Source organism: Streptomyces sp. JJ66 (genome assembly GCF_019303495.1).
In the GTDB taxonomy this organism is placed as follows: domain Bacteria; phylum Actinomycetota; class Actinomycetes; order Streptomycetales; family Streptomycetaceae; genus Streptomyces.
The window spans coordinates 225-18,105 of the sequence record NZ_JAEVFI010000018.1; the positions used below are offsets into that span (position 1 = coordinate 225).

General features: G+C 71.5%; 19 protein-coding genes. 6 read left to right on the top strand and 13 right to left on the bottom strand.

Features of this window, described 5'->3' with window-relative positions; translation table 11 throughout:
- Positions 1–222: 222 nt before the first annotated feature.
- The 8 genes from JJV70_RS14750 to JJV70_RS14785 form a co-directional block, all read right to left on the bottom strand.
- Positions 223–1,839, bottom strand: coding sequence for a type IV secretory system conjugative DNA transfer family protein (locus JJV70_RS14750; RefSeq protein WP_219048419.1), 1,617 nt, complete (start codon positions 1,837–1,839; stop codon positions 223–225).
- A 1-nt stretch (position 1,840) separates the two neighbouring features.
- Complete coding sequence (locus tag JJV70_RS14755; RefSeq protein WP_219048420.1) at positions 1,841–3,262, bottom strand: ATP-binding protein; 1,422 nt, start codon at positions 3,260–3,262, stop codon at positions 1,841–1,843.
- Positions 3,259–4,803 carry an SCO6880 family protein gene (locus tag JJV70_RS14760; RefSeq protein ID WP_219048421.1) on the bottom strand — a complete coding sequence of 515 codons (1,545 nt, stop codon included), beginning with the start codon at positions 4,801–4,803 and terminating at the stop codon, positions 3,259–3,261. Before JJV70_RS14760 ends, JJV70_RS14755 begins: the two co-directional genes overlap by 4 nt.
- The gene (locus tag JJV70_RS14765; protein WP_219048422.1) at positions 4,800–6,125 is read right to left on the bottom strand and encodes a cation:proton antiporter; all 1,326 of its coding nucleotides are present in this window, start codon (positions 6,123–6,125) and stop codon (positions 4,800–4,802) included. Before JJV70_RS14765 ends, JJV70_RS14760 begins: the two co-directional genes overlap by 4 nt.
- 49 nt (positions 6,126–6,174) lie before the next feature.
- Positions 6,175–7,011, bottom strand: a complete 837-nt coding sequence (locus tag JJV70_RS14770) for a hypothetical protein (protein WP_257573985.1) — start codon at positions 7,009–7,011, stop codon at positions 6,175–6,177.
- A gap of 216 nt (positions 7,012–7,227) precedes the next feature.
- Complete coding sequence (locus JJV70_RS14775; RefSeq protein ID WP_306823464.1) at positions 7,228–7,518, bottom strand: DUF397 domain-containing protein; 291 nt, start codon at positions 7,516–7,518, stop codon at positions 7,228–7,230.
- A gap of 33 nt (positions 7,519–7,551) precedes the next feature.
- On the bottom strand, positions 7,552–8,202 hold the full coding sequence (locus JJV70_RS14780; RefSeq protein WP_219048423.1) for an O-methyltransferase: 651 nt from the start codon (positions 8,200–8,202) through the stop codon (positions 7,552–7,554).
- Between the two features lie 87 nt (positions 8,203–8,289).
- Positions 8,290–8,598, bottom strand: coding sequence for a hypothetical protein (locus JJV70_RS14785; RefSeq protein ID WP_219048424.1), 309 nt, complete (start codon positions 8,596–8,598; stop codon positions 8,290–8,292).
- A gap of 151 nt (positions 8,599–8,749) precedes the next feature.
- On the opposite strand from JJV70_RS14785, the gene JJV70_RS14790 reads away from it, so the two are divergent.
- Together JJV70_RS14790 and JJV70_RS14795 are read left to right on the top strand one after the other, a co-directional pair.
- Positions 8,750–9,670 (top strand): bifunctional lytic transglycosylase/C40 family peptidase, encoded by a 921-nt coding sequence (locus JJV70_RS14790; RefSeq protein ID WP_257573991.1) that lies wholly within the window; start codon positions 8,750–8,752, stop codon positions 9,668–9,670.
- Between the two features lie 257 nt (positions 9,671–9,927).
- Positions 9,928–10,599: a phosphatase PAP2 family protein gene (locus JJV70_RS14795; protein ID WP_219048425.1), complete on the top strand. Its 672-nt coding sequence runs from the start codon at positions 9,928–9,930 to the stop codon at positions 10,597–10,599.
- 213 nt (positions 10,600–10,812) lie between these two features.
- Here JJV70_RS14795 and JJV70_RS14800 read toward each other — a convergent pair whose 3' ends face one another.
- On the bottom strand, positions 10,813–10,983 hold the full coding sequence (locus JJV70_RS14800; protein ID WP_219048491.1) for a hypothetical protein: 171 nt from the start codon (positions 10,981–10,983) through the stop codon (positions 10,813–10,815).
- A gap of 87 nt (positions 10,984–11,070) precedes the next feature.
- On the opposite strand from JJV70_RS14800, the gene JJV70_RS14805 reads away from it, so the two are divergent.
- Positions 11,071–11,976, top strand: a complete 906-nt coding sequence (locus tag JJV70_RS14805; RefSeq protein ID WP_219048426.1) for a hypothetical protein — start codon at positions 11,071–11,073, stop codon at positions 11,974–11,976.
- Between the two features lie 148 nt (positions 11,977–12,124).
- Positions 12,125–12,283 (top strand): hypothetical protein, encoded by a 159-nt coding sequence (locus tag JJV70_RS14810; protein WP_219048427.1) that lies wholly within the window; start codon positions 12,125–12,127, stop codon positions 12,281–12,283.
- Positions 12,284–12,459: 176 nt separating this feature from the next.
- Here the strand turns inward: JJV70_RS14810 and JJV70_RS14815 are convergent, their stop codons facing one another.
- Positions 12,460–12,822, bottom strand: coding sequence for a metal-sensitive transcriptional regulator (locus JJV70_RS14815; protein ID WP_219048428.1), 363 nt, complete (start codon positions 12,820–12,822; stop codon positions 12,460–12,462).
- A gap of 217 nt (positions 12,823–13,039) precedes the next feature.
- On the opposite strand from JJV70_RS14815, the gene JJV70_RS14820 reads away from it, so the two are divergent.
- A complete protein-coding gene (locus JJV70_RS14820) occupies positions 13,040–13,660 on the top strand; it encodes a DUF47 domain-containing protein (protein ID WP_219048429.1) in 621 nt (206 codons plus the stop codon).
- Between the two features lie 5 nt (positions 13,661–13,665).
- Positions 13,666–14,664 (top strand): inorganic phosphate transporter, encoded by a 999-nt coding sequence (locus JJV70_RS14825; protein ID WP_219048430.1) that lies wholly within the window; start codon positions 13,666–13,668, stop codon positions 14,662–14,664.
- Between the two features lie 273 nt (positions 14,665–14,937).
- Here JJV70_RS14825 and pstB read toward each other — a convergent pair whose 3' ends face one another.
- From pstB to pstC, 3 genes are read right to left on the bottom strand one after another with little or no spacing between them, the layout of a single operon-like run.
- Entirely contained in the window at positions 14,938–15,714 is a 777-nt protein-coding gene (gene pstB / locus JJV70_RS14830; RefSeq protein WP_219048431.1) for a phosphate ABC transporter ATP-binding protein PstB, read from the bottom strand.
- A 52-nt stretch (positions 15,715–15,766) separates the two neighbouring features.
- Complete coding sequence (gene pstA, locus JJV70_RS14835; RefSeq protein WP_219048432.1) at positions 15,767–16,846, bottom strand: phosphate ABC transporter permease PstA; 1,080 nt, start codon at positions 16,844–16,846, stop codon at positions 15,767–15,769.
- The gene (gene pstC, locus JJV70_RS14840) at positions 16,843–17,841 is read right to left on the bottom strand and encodes a phosphate ABC transporter permease subunit PstC (RefSeq protein ID WP_219048433.1); all 999 of its coding nucleotides are present in this window, start codon (positions 17,839–17,841) and stop codon (positions 16,843–16,845) included. Before pstC ends, pstA begins: the two co-directional genes overlap by 4 nt.
- Between the last annotated feature and the right edge of the window lie 40 nt (positions 17,842–17,881).

Sequence of the window (17,881 nt, forward strand, 5' to 3'; positions counted from 1 at the left end):
CAGCGCCGATGGTACTGCATGCGGGAGCGTGTGGGAGAGTAGGACACCGCCGAACAGTTTGTGTGGAAGAGCCCCGTCGGGATAACCGACGGGGCTCTTCTGCGTTTCCGGTAACACGTGTTATTGAGGGAAACTCTTGCGGTTCTTCCTCGCGCGATGCGTAGCCGCAGCTCAGCAGTGCTGCGTGAGGGAAGTCGAAGAGTTCCCCTTTCCATACCAGGTTCAGGGGCGCGGGGTGGTGAGGGAAGCGGCGGGGAGGTCGGGCCACCAGGTGTGGGCCTGATCGACGGAGCGAAGGTAGGCGTGGGTGTGCAGGCCCCACTCCGGGCCGACGGTGAGCAGGGCGGGGAGGCTCGGGAGCGGAGCCAGCGCCGCAGGGTCATCGAGGATCAGGGTGAGTGGTGGGTCGAGCCGACCGGAGGATGACCGTTCGGCCATGCTCCGGCCGTGCTCGACCACGCTTTCGGTGAGCGCCGTCAACAGGGGCAACACGCCAGCCTGGCGACGTGGAGCCTCGGCCGGTTCGCCCACGACATACAGCGTGCCCAGTTCGGCAGCGAAGGATTCCAGCGCTACCGAATCGTTGCGTACGGCGGTGCAGGCGTCGCGTACGTGCAGCTGGCCGAGCTCCGCCAGGGCGTGCCGGATCAACGCGGTGGCGGCGTCGCGGCGTTCGGAGTGCGCGGTGAGCGATGCCTCCAGCTCTCCCGCGGTACCGGAGGCGGCACGCGGGTCGCGGCGCAGGATGCGGACGGCGTCCACGGTGCCGCTGCCGGTGGCCCAGCGGTGCGCCTGACGGAAGGGCTTGCCGGAGACGGCCGCCGCGTGCAGGCAGCAGCGCAGCAGGGTCTCGGCGGTGTCGTGCACGGTGCGGTCCACGGTGGCCGGACTGCGCACGGGGGCGAGCAGGGCGGCGGCCCGGGCGCGGGCGGTGTCCAGGTGGGCGCAGCCGTGTTCCGGTGCCCAGCGCAGGCGTTGGGGGGCGTTCGTGCGGTGGGTGGGGTCGTAGACGTGGACGGGGCCGAGCTTGGCGCGGGCACCGACGGTGGCGGCCCACAGCTCGGGGTCGGCGGTGAGGACGAGGGCCGCGCCCGCCGCGGCGTCCAGCGCGGCGGCCGGGTCGGCTCCGTGGCGCAGGTGCAGCCCGGAGACGGCGCCGGGGAAAGGAGCCTCGGCTCGCGGGAGGCCGTGCACCGGCGCGGGGTGGGAGGAGGACGGCTTGGTGAGGGGCACCGGCTGGTCGGCCGGAGACCGCGTGGGCGGTGGGTCGTCCCGGTAGGCGCCCGGTCGCGGCAGGTGGCTGTGCGCGGTGGTGCCGGGCGGCAGCACGGGGCCGGGCGCGGGAGCTTCGGCGGCCGGGACGGGGCCGTGGGCGGGGGTGCTGCTCGCGGGGGACGGCGCCACCGGAGTGCTGGGCTCCGCGTCTGCCGTGGCCTGCCGTGTGGCGGCGCGGGCGCGCTTGCGGGCGCGGCGCCGGGCCACCGACGTCAGCACGGTGAGGGCCAGCGTCAGGAGCACCAGCAGCTGGCCGATCAGGAGGCCCCAGAACAGGCCGGGGCCGGAGAGCGCGGCCGGGTCGGTGTCGGGCCAGGCGGCGCTCACGTCAGCTGGATCGGACACCAGGGCGCGGAGGGCCAGCGGGGCGCGGGCGAAGGACAGCCCGGGCGGCCAGGCGCCGTGGGCGAGGAGCCCGGCGAGCCCGGCGGCCGTCCAGGTGAGCACGGTGCCGCCGAGCAGCAGGCCCAGCAGGCCCAGCAGGAGCCCGTCGGGAACTCCGGTGCCGGGTGTGCGGGCCGGGCCGGTGGCCGGGGCCGGTCTGCCCGGGGTGCCGCCGGTCATGTCAGGCCACCGTCTCGTCGGCGTGGCTCAGCTTGTCGAAGGTGAGCGCGCGGCGTTCGGTCTCGGAGTCCAGCGCGTGCTCCAGCTCGGCCAGGGCGGACTCGCCGACCTCGGTATTGTGCGCGGCGGCCTCCGTCATCGCCCGGTCGGTGAAGACCAGGGGACGTTCGGTCTCGGTGACCAGATGCTTGACCACCTGCACGTTGCCGTTGACGTCCCACACCGCGATGCCGGGGGTGAGGGTGGGGATGATCTCGACCGCCCAGCGGGGCAGGCCGAGCACCCGGCCGGTGGCCCGGGCCTCGTCGGCTTTTTGGGCGTAGACCGTGCGGGTGGAGGCCATTTTGAGGATCGCGGCGGCCTCCTTGGCGGCGGCGCCGTCCACGACGTCGGACAGGTGGTGGACCACGGCGATGAAGGACAGGCCCAGGCGGCGGCCGAACTTCAGCAGCCGCTGGAAGAGCTGCGCCACAAAAGGGCTGTTGATGATGTGCCAGGCTTCTTCCACCAGGAAGATGCGCTTCTTGCGGTCGGGCCTGATCCAGGTGTGTTCCAGCCACACGCCGACGATCGCCATGAGGATGGGCATGGCGATGGAGTTGCGGTCGATGTGGGAGAGGTCGAAGACGGTCAGCGGGGCGTCGAGGTCGATGCCGACGGTGGTGGGTCCGTCGAACATGCCGCGCAGGTCGCCATCCACGAGGCGGTCCAGGACGAGGGCGACGTCCAGACCCCAGGAGCGAACGTCGTCCAGCGCGACGTTCATGGCCTGGGCGGCCTCGGGCTTGGGGTGGCGCAGCTGCTCGACGATGTCGGTGAGGACCGGCTGGCGCCCGCTGACGGTGGCGTTGACGTAGGAGTGGGCCACCTTGAGGGCGAACCCGGCCCGCTCGTCCAGCCCGTGGCCCAGGGCGACCTCGATGATCGTGCGCAGCAGGGCGAGCTGGCCGGTGGTGGTGATGGCCGGGTCCAGCGGGTTGAGGCGGATGCCCTGGTCGAGGGCGGCCGTCGGGTCGAGGCGGACGGGGGTGATGCCCAGGTGTTCGGCGATGAGGTTCCACTCGCCGACGCCGTCCTCGCCCTGCGCGTCGAGCACGACGACCTGGCGGTCGCGGAACCGCAGCTGGCGCAGGACGTACGTCTTCTCCAGCGCCGACTTGCCGTTGCCGGACTCGCCGAGCACGAGCCAGTGCGGCGCGGGGAGTTGCTGGCCGTAGAGCTGGAAGGGGTCGTAGATGTAGCCCTTGCCGCTGTAGACCTCGCGGCCGATGATCACTCCGGAGTCGCCCAGGCCGGGGGCGGCGGTGGGCAGGTAGACGGCCTGCGCCTGCCCGGTGGAGGTGCGCACCGGCAGCCGCGTCGTCTCGGTCTTGCCGAACAGGAAGCTGGTGAAGGCGTCGGTGACGGCGGTCAGCAGGTTCATCGGCGGATGCCCGTCGCGAACGGCAGCGTGTTGACGAAGGCGCGGTGGTGCTCGCGGTCGCACCACTCCAGCTTCAGGTAGCTCTTGCCGGCGGCGGCGCGCATGGTGCGCTTGTCGCGGGCGAGGGCTTCGGGGGAGCGGGCGGAGACGGTGAGGTAGCCCACCAGGTTGACTCCGGCGGCGCCGCTGGCCAGGTCCTCGCCGCGCTGGTCCACGCGGCCGCTGGCGGCGATGTCGCGCGGGTCCACGGTGCGGTTCATCTTGGCCTGGCGGCTGGCCTCGGCGGAGTCGTTGGTCTTCTCCGTCAGCATCCGTTCGATGGCCAGCTCGGTGGGCTCCAGGTCCATGCAGACGGCCACGGTGCGGATGACATCGGGGGTGTGGACGAGGAGCGGGGCGAGGAAGTTCACGCCGACGGGCGTCATCGGCCACTCCTTGACCCAGGCCGTGGCGTGGCACCACGGCTCCCGGGTGGCGGACTCGCGGGTCTTGGCCTGGAGGTAGGTGGGCGCGGTGGCGTCCAGCTCGGCGGGCCAGGCGTTGCGCTGCGTCATGGCCTGGATGTGGTCGATGGGATGGTCCGGGTCGTACATGGCGTGCACCAGGGACGCCAGGCGGGCCTGGCCGAGCGGCTGGCGGACGCGGATGTCGGCCTCGGCGAGGCGGGCGCAGATGTCGGTGAGTTCGCGCGTCATGACGACGGCCAGGCCCTCGTCGCGGGAGAGTCTGCGGCCCGAGCGGCGGCTGGCCTTGGCCATCGTGGCGGCCTCGGCGGCCAGCTCGCGGCCGTAGCTCATGCAGGCGACGAGGTAAGCGCGGTGCTGCTCGCTGGAGGTGGAGACCATCGACTGCAACTGGTCGTAGGACTCCGCGAGCCAGTCCGGGCAGCGGGCGTCGCCGCGCTGGGCGACGTCCTTGGCGTGTGCGTCGGGGTCAGCGGGCAGGGTGCGGGCGAGCATCTGGAGCCGGGTGACGTAGCCGTCGCCGTTGGCCACGTGTTTGAGCAGGGTCCCGAACCGGTCCACGAGTGCTTCCTGGTCCTCGCTGTCGCGCAGGCCGACGCCGGGGCCTTCGATCTCGATGGCGGCGGTGACGGTGCGCCGGTCGGCGTGCAGGAGGACGGCGATCTCGTCCGGGCCGAACGGCGCCGCGAGCCAGGTGATGCGGCCCACCCCGGGCGGCGGGCCGATGGCGGCCTCGCGGCCGTCGAGGCTGATGCCCGCCTCCGGCGCGGCGGAGCGGTAGGTGGCGCCGTGCCGCCGCAGCCGCCGGTAGGAGCGGTCGATCTCGATCCAGCGGAAGAAGGTGCGGCCCCGGTAGGGGACGTACACGGCGGCCAGCGCCAGCATCGGGAAACCGGCGAGGAGCACGATGCGCAGCGACAGCGCCGGCACCAGCAGGCCGCTCATCATGCCGAGGAAGGCCCCGGCGATGATCAGCGCGATCTCGCCCGTTTCCCGGTTCTTGCCGATGAGGGCGTTGGGGCGGGCGCGGCCGATGGTGTACGTGCGGCGCGGTGCGACGGCATGGGGTGTCGTCACCTGCGGTCACCTCCGGTGCGGTGGTCGGCCTTGCGGGTGTGGGTGCGCGGGGGTGGCGGCGCGGAGGGACCCGGTGGTGCGGCGGTGCGCGCGCTGTGCGCGGCGACGCCACCGGAGACGGGGTTGGGCTGTTTGGCCGCGCCGCCGCTGCCGCCGGACTGCTGGCCGCCGGCCGGGGCGGGGCCACGGGCGCTGTGGGTGCTGATGCCCTGGCGGAGCATCGCGGCGGGCGTGGAGACGGCGGCGACGGCCTTGCGGGAGGCCGGGTCGGCGGAGGCGTTGCGGTGCTGGACGATGTCGTCGCCGAAGCCGGGCACGAAGCGGTAGATCATCGCGGAGGCGAAGATGGCCAGCAGGATGATGGCGAGTCCGGCGACGACCGCCCCCATGGCGCCCGGGCCGTCCTCGGCGGACAGCGCCCCAGCCAGCCCGAGCACGATGACGATCACCGGCTTGACCAGGATCACGGCGATCATGATCCCGGCCCAGCGGCGGACGTGACCCCACAGGTTCTTATCGACCAGCCCCGCGTACACGACGACGCCGAGCAGCGCGCCGACGTACAGCAGGGCGGCGCGTATCACCAGTTCCAGCCACAGCACGCCAGCGGCGAGCACGGAGACCAACGAGACGACGATCAGCATGATCGGCCCGCCGCCGATGTCCTCACCGGAGCGCAGCGCCTCGGCGAAGGTGCCGAAGAACGCGTCGGTCTGTGAGCCGGTCGCGGAGGCGATGACGTCGGTGACGGCGTCGGTGGCCGAAACGAGGGTGTAGAGGACCAGCGGGGTGAAGGCGGACGCCAGCACCACCAGCCACAGGAAGCCGACGGCCTCGCCGATGGCCGTCACCAGCGGCACGCCACGCACCGCGCGTTTGGCGACGGCCAGCAGCCACAGCACCAGGGTGAGGATGGTGGACGCGGCGAAGACGACGGCGTACTGGCGCAGGAACGTGGGGTTGGTGAAATCGACGTGGGCGGTGGCCTCGACGGCCTCGGAGAGCTTGCCGACGATCCACGCGGCGGCGTCGGCGCAGCCACGGGCCAGCGAGGCGAGCGGGTCCAGCGTCTCCAGCGCCTCCGCGCGCGGCCCGCCACCCCCACCGCCGGGGTCTTCCCCGCCTTCGCAGTATTCCCGGGCCGTGCCGCGCACCAAGTCGCACGGATCGTTGCTGGAATCCGGACTTGCCTCCGGACTTGCCTCGGGCTGTGCGCCCGGGGAGGCACTGGGCGTCGGCTCGTCCGGTGAGGGGGTGGGCTCGGCCCACGCCGCCTCGGCGGTCAGCACGGGAGCCGTGCCGGCCAGAACCAGCGCGAGCAACGCTGGGCGGCGCCACGGCCGGTGACGGGGCTGCTGAGGATGCCGCTGGTTACCGCGCATAGGTGAGCCCTCCGAAGCGTTCCTCGGCAGCGGCCATCTCCTTGGCGGAGGAGGCACGTTGGTCGCGGCCCACCGGCGTCGGGCCGTCCTGCTGGTCGAAGTCCAGCACCTTCCAGTCGTCCTCGGACCACTGGAGCTGGAACGTGTCGGTGTACCAGGCTTCAGTGACGGGATTGCGGGAGTCCTCACCGCTCATGCCGAACAGGGTGACGTACCAGACGGCGACCGTCGCGGTGCCCGCCGCTTCGTCGTACTCCACCAGGTCTGTCCCGATCGGGTTGGCACGGGAGACGAACGTACTGCCCTGCGGTGGCTCGCCGTTCCCTTCGAGGCCGATGCGCTGAAGGAAGTCCGCGTCGCTGTATACGGCGTCGATGGCGTCTCTCCGTTCCGCTACCACGTCGGCTGCGTACACGGTGCCGACAATCTCTGCCCGCGTTCCGGCGTTGTACATACCGTCGCCGGTGAGCGCCACCACGTAGTTCGCGGCGGCGCTCTGGGCGCCCTGGCCGGTGCGGGGGAAGCCGGTGGGGATGGTGCCGGGGGCGGCGGGGACGGGGGTGACGCCGGTGGGGGCGGTGGGGCGTGCCTCGGCGGTGGCGGGGCCGGAGTCGTCCCCGCCACCGCCGCGCGTGGCGAAGGCCAGGGCCGCGACGAGGAGGACGACCACGCCGACGACCGTCAGCAGGCTCCGGCCCGGGCGGAGGGCGGGGGTGCGTGCGCCGGTGTCCGGGTCACCCTCGGGCAGGCGGACGCGCGTGCCCGCACGGCGCGGTTCGTTGTACACGCGTTCGTTGTGCACACGGTCGTCGCCGCCGTTGCTCATGGAAGGCCGCCCCTCGCCCGTCGCCGTCAGTCTCAACCATCAACCGTCTTCCGCTTATTGTCCCCACACTTGACGGTAGCGGGGTCTCGCCGTCCACGGGCGCAGTGTGACGATGTGACTGCAAAGTGAGACGAGGGCAACGGGTGAGGCGGGGCAAGGGCTGTGTTGTCCACCCCTGTGGACAACGCGGCGGGCGCGCAGCGGCGGCAAACGGCGTCAGGCGTCGCCGTCCGGGTGGGCGTCATGCTCCACACCGGTCACGAAGTGATCGAACTCGTCGTTCTGCACGCCGAGCACGAACGCTTTCCACTTCGCCTTGGTCGTCGTCACCACGTGGTCGGGTTCGTCCGTCTGCCGGAGGTGGATGAGGTCGCCCTCGCCCGCGGCCACCTCGATGCACTCCTCGTCCGGATCGTCGGATGAGCGAATCCACTCCAGCGCGTCCCAGTTCGTCGGCGCGCTGTGCTGCCCGTCCTGCCGCGCGTGCGGTGGCATGTTCGTCGTCATGCGGTCAGCCTAAGCGGCGTCCACCCCCGCACGTCAGCGCTTACGGACCACCGTGACGCCGTCCCGCAGCGGCAGCATCACCGAGGTGACGCGCACGTCGGCGGCGATGGTGTCGTTGACGGCGCGGATGGCTTTCACCGTCTCGCCCTGTTCGGCGGCGTCCACCACCCGTCCGCCTTGCAGCACGTTGTCCAGGGCGATGACGCCGCCCGGACGCAGCCGGGTGACCAGCTCCTCGTAGTAGTCGGGGTAGCCGCCCTTGTCGGCGTCGATGAACGCGAAGTCGATGTGCTCCTCGCGGGGCATCGCGCGCAGCGTCTCCACCGCCGGGCCGAGTCGCAGCTCCACGCGGTCGGTGAGCCCGGCGCGCTCCCAGTAGCGGCGGGCGACCGACGTCCACTCCTCGTTCAGGTCGCACGCGATGAGCTTGCCGCCGTCCGCCAGGCCGCGCGCGATGCACACCGACGAGTACCCGGTGAACGTGCCGACCTCCACCGCGAGCCGGGCGCCCGTCAGCTGCGTCAGCAGGGTGAGGAACGCGCCCTCGTCCTGCGTGATCTGCATCGACGTCAGATCGGGCACCGCTTGCCGCGTCTCCTCCGCGAGGTCGCGCAGCACGTCGTCGGCGGCGGGGCTGCAGTGCTCCAGGAGGTAGGAGTCAAGGTCAGGGTGGACGATGTGCACGAAACGCTCCAGTGCGGACGAAGTGGCGCTGAGCAGGGCAGACGCGGGGAGCTGCGGCTACAGACGGCTAGTTACGGCTAGCTACGGCTAGATGGCCATACCGTAAACGATCGTGAACAGGGTCCCCAGCGACCCGATGATGAAGACGCCGGTGAGCCCCGCGACGATCAGGCCCTTGCCCTGCTCCGCGCTGAAGCTGTCGCGCAGCGCGGTGGCGCCGATGCGCTGCTTGGCCGCGCCCCAGATGGCGATGCCGAGGCAGATGAGGATGGCCACCGCCATGATGACCTCGATCATGAGCCGCGCCTCGGTGCCCAGAGAACCGAACGGCCCCCAGTCAGGCGCGATGCCACCGATGATGGAGGTGATGTCGCCTTCTTCAGCCGCGAGGAACATGTGAACTCACCGCCTGGGGTGGAATACCGGTCAGGGAGGCGCTGCTTCTTCCCGAGCGCTCTTCTCGAATTCTGCCACGGAATGGGAAGGTTGGGGGGTGCGGAAGGCGGGCTGGGCGGCTGCGGTGGGCATCTCACTGGTGCTCACCCTCATGGCGTTGCTGGTGGTGGGCACCTACGTGGCCGCGTCGCGGCTCGGCGGCGCAGGCGTCGGGCCCGCGGTGGCGCTCGCGCCGGGCGCGGTGCCCGCGCAGTACGAGAAGCTGGTGCGGCAGTGGGGCCGGCTGTGCCCGGAGCTCAATCCGGCGCTGCTGGCCGCGCAGCTGTACCAGGAGAGCGGCTGGAACCCTGACGCGCGCTCCCCGGCCGACGCACGGGGTATCGGCCAGTTCATCCCCGGCACCTGGGCGACGCACGGCCTGGACGCCAACGGTGACGGCCGGGCCAACGTGTGGGACCCGGAGGACGCCATCCCCTCGGCCGCCTCCTACGACTGCGCGCTCGCCGGATACGTCGAGGATGTCCCCGGCGACCCGACGGCGAACATGCTGGCCGCCTACAACGCCGGGCCGTACGCGGTGATCAAGTACGCCGGGGTGCCGCCGTACGCGGAGACGCGGAACTACGTCCAGCGCATCCAGAGCCTGGAGGACAGCTTCGCCCAGCCGCTGGAACGCCTGTCCCCGTCCAAGCAGGCGGCCGGGGCCATCAACTTCGCGCAGGAGAAGCTCGGCACGCCCTACCTGTGGGGCGGCGACGGCACGCCCGAGGACGGCGGCCGCTTCGACTGCTCGGGGCTGACGAAGGCGGCTTACGCGTCCGTCGGCGTCGAGCTGCCCCGGGTGGCCAACGACCAGTGGAACACCGGGCCGCACCCCGCACGCGACGAGTTGCTGCCGGGCGATCTGGTGTTCTTCGCGCACGATCTGGGCGACCCGCGCTCGATCCATCACGTGGGCATCTACGTCGGCGGCGGATACATGATCGACGCGCCCTACACCGGCGCGGTGATCCGCTTCAGCCCGATCGACTCGCTGCCGGACTACTTCGGGGCGACCCGGCCCACGGCGTGACGCGCGGTGCCTCACCTCCCCCAGGCGGGGCGCGGTCCCGTGGCGGACACGGGTCGCCGGGCGCGTACCCTGAGTGAAGCGGGGGCGTTGAGCTGCGGTGATCGGTCACCCTTCGGTAACAGCACAGTGATCGTTCGGTGGAGGGCGGAACGTCGTGGCCCGGCCCGGCGTTTCCTGGCAAGGATCGGTTCTTCCGACACCACGGGGGCCAGCGAACAGACGCGTACGTACGAGTGAGTGAATGCGAGGCCAGCGCCATGGGTGACTGGGAGAGTCCGGACGTTGACCTGCTGTACCACGTCAACGGCTGGGCCGCGTCCGTCCCGGACTGGGCGGACTCCGCGCTGGCGTTCCTCAGCGAGTACGGCGTCATCGTCGGCATCATGGTGCTCGGCCTGTACGCGTGGTGGACCGCCCGCCGCCGCCCCGACGCGGTGCACGCCGTCGCCGGGCTGCTGTGGGCGCCGCTGGGCGCGTCCGTCGCGTACCTGGTCAACTATCCGATCCGGGAACTCGTCGAGCGTCCCCGCCCCTTCGTCGATCATGACGGGCTGGACGTGCTCGTCCACGGCAAGGACGGCTACTCCTTCGTCAGCGACCACTCCGCGCTGGTGATGGCGCTGGCGGTGGGCATCTTCCTGGTCAACCGGCGGCTGGGCGCGCTGGCCATTGTGCTCGCGCTGTTCCAGGGCTTCGGCCGCGTCTACACCGCGGTGCACTACCCGACGGACGTCATCGGCGGGCTGGCGCTCGGCACCGCCGTCGTGCTGCTCCTGGCCCCGCTCGCGCTCGCGCTGCTGACCCCGCTGACGCGTGCGGTGGCCGCGTCCCCGCGGGTGGGACGCCTGGTGGCCGCGCCGCGCGGTGGCGAGGAGGGGGCGTCCCGCGAGGCGGAGCCGACACCCCGCGCCCGCGACCTCGCGGCGTAAGGCGCCCGCGCGGGGCGGGCCGCGCGGGCGCCCTTCGCGCCGCGCATCCGCGCCGCGCGCCCGGTGACGGTGGCGGGCGACGCCTGTTCCCGGCGGGCCGTCCCCCGGGTCCGGCCGTCCCCGGGGGCCATCCGTCCCTGAGCACGTCCGTCCCTGAGCACGTCCGTCCCTGAGCACGTCCGTCCCTGAGCACGTCCGTCCCCGGGGCGTCCGTCATTCCTTGCTGTCGGTGTGGGCGGCGGCGTCGTCACGGGCTCGGGACCGGGCCCGCCTGCCGGGGCCGCGCCAGCCGCAGGCGCAGTGGGCGCTGACGAACGGGCCGTTGTCACGCATGCTGATGCGGTGCCCGGCGGAGGTGGCCGGGGCGTTGAGCGTCTCAGGCACGTGACCCACGCTACCCGGGCGTAACGGCCTCCTTCGACCCTCGTTATGCGGAGCGGGTTCCACAGACGGTCTTGGGGGTCTGTTGCGATGGACAGGCGGAAGGCCACGGCCGCCGGGCTCGCCGCGCTCGTGCTGACGGCGGTGGGCGGCACCGGCTGCACGCGGCGCACGGTGGCGGTGGCAGAACCCCCGGACGCCCAAGACGCCCGGGACGGCGATGCGCGGCAGCGGGTACGGGGCGCGGCGGATGCCCTGGTGCGCGCGGGCAGCTCGGATGTGCGTACCGGGATGGAGCTGCTGAGCGGCGGCACCCGGCTGACGATCCGGGGCGTGGGCGTGTTCGACTACGCACGCCGCCGGGGCCTGCTGGAGGTGAGCCTGCCGGACGGACGGGAGCGGCCGGTCACGCAGGTCATCGCGCCCGGTTCGCTGTTCATGAAGCACCGGGGCGCCGGGGTCCCGGCGGACAAGTGGGTGGAGGTCGATCCGCGCCGGCTGGCGGACGGCAACCTGGTCACCAACGGCGCGACGGACCCGCTGACGGCGGCGGCGCTGCTGCGCGGCGCGACGTCGGTGCGGTACGCCGGGGCGGGTGAGGCGAGGGGCGAGCCGGTGCGCCGCTACACCGGCACCACCGACGCGGCTGCCGCCGCCCGGGCCGCGACCGACGGGGTGCGCGCGCAGCTGGCCGCGGCGGCGAAAGGGTTCTCCTCCGGCGCCGTCCCCTTCGAGGTCTGGCTGGACGGGCGCGGCCTGCCCCGCCTGCTGCGGTACACCTTCGCCTTCGCCGACAGTACCGGCGCGGGCAGGGGCACGGGGGAAGGGCCGGAGGAAGGGTCGGGGGAAGGGTCGGGGGAGAGCGCGGCCGAGGAGCCGGTCGAGGTGGTCTCCACCAACGAGTTGCACGGCTTCGGACGCCGGGTGGCGGTGCGGTTGCCGCCGCCTGCCGAGGTGTACCGGGGGACGATCGCGGTGCCGGGGCAGCGGCCGTGAAGCGGGTACCGGGTCCGGCGGGCGAGGTGGCCAAGTGCCGGGTACCCGCAGGCAGATCGTCCTACTCTGGGGTGGTGCGGGAGAGCGGCCGGACACCCTGACGCGGGCCACCGGCCGTTCGTGGTCCAGCTGCGAGGAGGTGGCCAGGATGCCGGGGGAACCGATGGTCCAGGACCGGGAGGCGCTCGCCGAGATCGAGCTCTACGGGGAACTGATGATCGCCGCGTCGGCCGAGCCGGAGGAGCGGCTCAGCGACGACCGTATCGACGAGGTGCTGGGGGCCCGGCCAGGCGCGCCGCACCCCTGAACCATCCGAGGTGGCACCGACGATTGGGCGGGGTGCTGATGCGCGGGGCTCCGCGCTCCCGTGCTGGGTGCCGATCGTTTGCTGGGTGCCGATCGTTTTCGGCCACGTCCAGTGCGGGACGTGGGCTTCGATGCCGGGGGTCGCGTGCGCCGGGTAGCGGATGGCGGGTGGCTGGGTCAGGTGCGCAGGAGGCGGGCGATGGCGGCGGTGGCTTCGGTCACCTTGGCTTCCATCTCCTCGCCGCCGTCCTGCGCGGCCGCCGCGACGCAGTGCCGCAGGTGCTCCTGGAGGAGTTGCAGGGCGAAGGACTGCAGGGCCTTGGTGGAGGCCGAGACCTGGGTGAGGATGTCGATGCAGTAGACGTCCTCGTCCACCATGCGCTGCAGGCCGCGGATCTGGCCCTCGACGCGGCGCAGCCGCTTGAGGTGGGCCTCCTTGTCCTTGGCGTACCCGTGCGGGCCGGGCGAGGTGGCCGCGGCGGTGTCGGTGGTGGTGTCGGTGTCGGTGGCGGCCGGCGGCGTGGGCTCCACGGTCGTCATCGTCTCTCTCCCTCGTCAGCGGCGATGGGATCATACCCAGGCCGGGTATATTGTACCGATTGTCCCGGCGGCCCGGCGACGCCATGGAGGTCCCGGTTTCGGCCCCGGTGCCCGGCGCCGGGACCGATGGGCGACACTGGTGGCCGCCGGTTCGCTGTGGCCGGATGATGCGCCTAGCATCAACGAGACTGTCGCCCGAGCACACCGAGGACCTGAAGTGCGCTTTCGTCTGACCCCCAGGGAGACGAGCTTCTACGACATGTTCGCGGCGTCCGCGGACAACATCGTGACCGGTTCGAAGCTCCTCATGGAACTGCTCGGGGCGGAGTCCTCCGCGCGGACCGAGATCGCCGAGCGCATGCGGGCCGCCGAGCACGCGGGTGACGACGCGACGCACGCCATCTTCCACCAGCTCAACTCTTCCTTCATCACGCCGTTCGACCGCGAGGACATCTACCGGCTGGCGTCCTCGCTCGACGACATCATGGACTTCATGGAGGAGGCCGTCGATCTCGTCGTCCTCTACCAGATCGACGAGCTGCCCAAGGGGGTTGACCAGCAGATCGAGGTGCTGGCGCGGGCGGCCGAGCTGACCGCCGAGGCCATGCCGCACCTGCGGACGATGGAGAACCTCACCGAGTACTGGATCGAGGTCAACCGGCTGGAGAACCAGGCCGACCAGATCCACCGCAAGCTGCTCGCCCACCTGTTCAACGGCAAGTACGACGCCATAGAGGTGCTGAAGCTCAAGCAGATCGTCGATGTGCTGGAGGAAGCCGCCGACGCGTTCGAGCACGTCGCCAACACGGTGGAGACCATCGCGGTCAAGGAGTCCTGACCGCCGTGGACACGTTCGCCCTGGTCGTCGTCGTCGGCGTCGCCCTCTTCTTCACCTACACCAACGGTTTCCACGACTCCGCCAACGCCATCGCGACGTCCATCTCCACCCGGGCGCTGACGCCCAGGGTGGCGCTGCTGATGGCGGCGGGGATGAACCTCGCCGGTGCCTTCATGGGCAGCGGCATCGCGCAAACCGTCTCCGAGGGCCTCATCGAGACGCCGACCGGCTCGCACGGCATGGTCATCCTGTTCGCCGCGCTGGTCGGGGCGATCGTGTGGAACATGATCACCTGGTATTTCGGCCTGCCGTCGTCCTCCTCGCACGCCCTGTTCGGCGGCATGGTCGGCGCGGCGCTCGCCGGGTCCATCACCGTCTACTGGGACGGGGTGCTGGAGAAGATCGTCCTCCCGATGTTCATCTCACCGCTGGTCGGCATGGGGCTCGGCTACCTGGTGATGACGGCGATCCTGTGGATGTTCCGGCGGGCCAACCCGAACCGGGCGCAGCGCGGCTTCCGCATCGCGCAGACCGTCTCGGCCGCCGGCATGGCGCTCGGCCACGGGCTCCAGGACGCGCAGAAGACGATGGGCATCGTGGTGATGGCGCTGGTCATCGCCGATGTCGAGGACTCCGGCGATCCCATCCCGGTGTGGGTCAAGCTCGCCGTCGCCGCGATGCTCTCGCTGGGCACATACGCGGGCGGCTGGCGCATCATGCGCACCCTGGGGCGGCGCATCATCGAGCTCGACCCGCCGCAGGGTTTCGCCGCGGAGACGACGGCGGCCTCGGTGATGTACGCCACCGCCTACATCTTCCACGCGCCGATCTCCACGACGCACACCATCACCTCGGCGATCATGGGGGTAGGCGCGACGCGGCGGGTGAAGGCGGTGCGCTGGGGCGTGGCGAAGAACATCGTCGCCGGCTGGTTCATCACCATGCCCGCCGCCGCCACGGTCGCCGCGATCAGCTACTTCTTCACCAATCTGATCTTCGGCTGAGGCGGGCCGACCGACCGGGCGGGCGTCGGCCCCGGGGCACGCGCGGGTGGCCCGGTCGGCCGCGGCCACTGAACTGCCCGGGAGAGGCGGAACACCCCGGAACCGGGTCGGCGGCGTCGCGGGCGGTGGGCGGGGATCGCCCCGGGGGCGCCAGGCCGGCGGGGCGCCGGGGCCTCGGGGGTGCCAAAACGACAGTGGGCCCGTCTCCCTGGAACCAGGAGACGGGCCCTCGCCGCGCGGCGGCACCGCCATGCAGCGCCGCGCGACGCCGGCTCAGCCGAAGCGGCCGGAGATGTAGTCCTCGGTGGCCTGCACCGAGGGGTTGGAGAAGATGCGCTCGGTGTCGTCGATCTCGATGAGCTTGCCGGGCTGCCCGATCGCCGCGAGGTTGAAGAACGCGGTGCGGTCGGAGACGCGCGCGGCCTGCTGCATGTTGTGGGTGACGATGACGATCGTGTACTGCTCCTTGAGCTGCCCGATCAGGTCCTCGATGGCGATGGTCGAGATCGGGTCGAGCGCGGAGCACGGCTCGTCCATGAGCAGGACCTGTGGCTCGACGGCGATGGCGCGGGCGATGCACAGGCGCTGCTGCTGACCGCCGGAGAGGCCGGAGCCGGGCTTGTTCAGCCGGTCCTTGACCTCGTTCCACAGGTTCGCGCCGCGCAGCGACTTCTCGACGACGCCGTCGAGCTCGCTCTTGCGGTACTTGCCGTTCAGCCGCAGCCCGGCGGCGACGTTGTCGTAGATGGACATCGTCGGGAACGGGTTCGGCCGCTGGAAGACCATGCCGATGGTGCGGCGGACGGCGACCGGGTCCACCCCGGGCCCGTACAGGGACTCGTCGTCCAGCAGCACCTTGCCCTCGACGCGCCCGCCGGGAGTGACCTCGTGCATGCGGTTGAGGGTGCGCAGGAAGGTGGACTTGCCGCAGCCGGAGGGGCCGATGAAGGCGGTCACGGAGCGGGGCTCGACGGTCATCGAGATGTCCTCGATGGCCTTGTGGGTGCCGTAGTAGGCGGTGAGGCCGCTGACGTCGATGCGCTTGGCCATGTCAGATCACTTCTCTTCTGGTGCCTGTGTCACGTCGTGGGTCTGCCGGGCCTCAGCGACCGGCCTTGGGGGCCTTCCAGCGGGCGATGCCGCGGGCCAGCAGGTTGAGCAGCATCACGAAACCGATCAGGACGAGGGCGGCGGCCCAGGCCCGGTCGTACGCGAACTGGTTGCCTGCCTTGAACTGCGTCCAGATGTAGTACGGCAGCGAGGACTGCGGCCCCTCGAACGGGTTGCTGTTGATGGAGGCGGCGCCGAACACCAGCAGCATCACCGGTGCAGTCTCGCCCGCGATGCGCGCGACGGCGAGCATCACACCGGTGGTGATACCCCCGATCGCGGTGGGCAGGACCACCTTGAGGATGGTGCGCCACTTGGGCACGCCCAGAGCCAGGGACGCCTCACGCAACTCGTTGGGGACGAGCTTAAGCATCTCCTCGGTGGAGCGCACGACGACCGGCATCATCAAGATGGCCAGCGCCATGGCACCCGCCCAGCCGGAGTAGCCGAAGTCCAGCAGGATGATCCAGAAGCTGAGGACGAACAGGCCGGCCACGATCGACGGAATGCCGGTCATGACGTCGACGAAGAAGGTGACGGCGCGGGCGAGCTTGCCCCGGCCGTACTCGACGAGGTAGATCGCGGTGAGCAGGCCGATCGGCGCGGCGATCAGCGTGGCCAGGCCCACCTGCTGCACGGTGCCGATGAGGGCGTGGTAGACGCCGCCGCCGGGCTGCAGGTCGCGCAGGCCGCTCATGGAGTGCGTCAGGAAGTACCCGTCGAGCATGCCGATGCCGCGCGCGACGGTCTCCCACACCAGGGAGGCGAGCGGGACGATGGCGACGATGAAGCACACCCACACCAGGCTGGTGGCCAGCCGGTCCCTGGCCTGCCGCACGCCTTCGACGGCGGTGGTGAGCGCGAAGGTGAGGGTCAGGAACAGCAGGGCGCCGATCAGGCCCCACTGGGCCTTGCTGTCCATGCCGCCGAGCAGGCCGATGCCGCTGCCCAGCGCGGCGGACAGCACGGCGATGCCCAGCGGCGCGAAGCGCGGCAGCCGGGCGTGCCGGAGGCTGGTGGACGGGGAGCCGGCGCTGCCCACGGGGGTCTTGTCCAGGACGGCGTTGCTCATGCGTTGGCCCCCGAGTACTCCTTGCGGCGAGCGATGATCAGGCGGGCGCCGCCGTTCACCAGCAGGGTGATGACGAACAGCACCAGGCCGGAGGCGATGAGGGCGTCCCGGCCGGTGTCCCCGGCCTCGTTGAAGCCCGCGGCGATGTTCTGGGCGAAGGTGCCGCCGCCCGGGTCGAGCAGGCTCAGATTGATGACGAAGCTGGGCGAGAGCACGGTGGCGACCGCCATCGTCTCGCCGAGCGCGCGGCCCAGGCCCAGCATGGAGGCGCTGATGACGCCGGAGCGGCCGAACGGCAGGACGGACATCCGGATGACCTCCCACCGGGTGGCGCCCAGGGCGAGTGCGGCCTCCTCGTGCATCTTCGGCGCCTGGAGGAAGACCTCGCGGGAGACGTTGGTGACGATCGGCAGGATCATGATCGCCAGCACGATGCCGACGGTGAACAGGGAGCGTCCGGCGCCGCCGGAGTAGCTGAAGAACCCGGTCCAGCCGAGGTAGTCGTCCAGCCAGAAGTACAGCCCGGACAGGTGCGGGACCAGGAACAGCGCGCCCCACAGGCCGTAGACGATGGACGGGACGGCCGCCAGCAGGTCGATGACGTACCCGAGCGGGCTGGCCAGCTTGCGCGGCGCGTAGTGCGAGATGAACAGCGCGATGCCGACGGCGACGGGCACGGCCAGCGCCATGGCGATGATCGAGCTGACCACAGTGCCGAACGCCAGCACGGCGATGCCGAAGACCGGCGGGTTGGCGTTGGCGTTCCACTCGAAGGTGGTGAAGAAGTTGCCCTCGTTGACGGCGAGGGCGTTGATCGTCCGCCAGGTCAGGAAGGCCGCGATGGCGGCCATGATGACCAGCAGGGCGATGCCCGAGCCACGGGAGAGGCCCAGGAAGATGCGGTCACCGCGGTGCTGGGCGCCCGGGGACGCCTTGCTGGCCTGCGGGGGTAGGTCCCGCTGGGGCGGCGGGGCGAGGGTGTCGGCTATGTCCATGATGACTCCGGTCTGGTGCGGGGCCGGGCGCTGAGCGGGG

Bases quoted from the DNA above. Each gene is read 5' to 3' on its own strand.
- JJV70_RS14785 (WP_219048424.1), bottom strand. From the start codon at position 8,598: ATGTTCCTCGCGGCTGAAGAAGGCGACATCACCTCCATCATCGGTGGC.
- JJV70_RS14750 (WP_219048419.1), bottom strand. From the start codon at position 1,839: ATGACCGGCGGCACCCCGGGCAGACCGGCCCCGGCCACCGGCCCGGCC.
- JJV70_RS14795 (WP_219048425.1), top strand. From the start codon at position 9,928: ATGGGTGACTGGGAGAGTCCGGACGTTGACCTGCTGTACCACGTCAAC.
- JJV70_RS14790 (WP_257573991.1), top strand. From the start codon at position 8,750: ATGGCGTTGCTGGTGGTGGGCACCTACGTGGCCGCGTCGCGGCTCGGC.
- JJV70_RS14815 (WP_219048428.1), bottom strand. From the start codon at position 12,822: ATGACGACCGTGGAGCCCACGCCGCCGGCCGCCACCGACACCGACACC.
- JJV70_RS14805 (WP_219048426.1), top strand. From the start codon at position 11,071: ATGGACAGGCGGAAGGCCACGGCCGCCGGGCTCGCCGCGCTCGTGCTG.
- JJV70_RS14810 (WP_219048427.1), top strand. From the start codon at position 12,125: ATGCCGGGGGAACCGATGGTCCAGGACCGGGAGGCGCTCGCCGAGATC.
- pstA (WP_219048432.1), bottom strand. From the start codon at position 16,846: ATGAGCAACGCCGTCCTGGACAAGACCCCCGTGGGCAGCGCCGGCTCC.
- pstC (WP_219048433.1), bottom strand. From the start codon at position 17,841: ATGGACATAGCCGACACCCTCGCCCCGCCGCCCCAGCGGGACCTACCC.
- pstB (WP_219048431.1), bottom strand. From the start codon at position 15,714: ATGGCCAAGCGCATCGACGTCAGCGGCCTCACCGCCTACTACGGCACC.
- JJV70_RS14770 (WP_257573985.1), bottom strand. From the start codon at position 7,011: ATGAGCAACGGCGGCGACGACCGTGTGCACAACGAACGCGTGTACAAC.
- JJV70_RS14755 (WP_219048420.1), bottom strand. From the start codon at position 3,262: ATGAACCTGCTGACCGCCGTCACCGACGCCTTCACCAGCTTCCTGTTC.
- JJV70_RS14775 (WP_306823464.1), bottom strand. From the start codon at position 7,518: ATGACGACGAACATGCCACCGCACGCGCGGCAGGACGGGCAGCACAGC.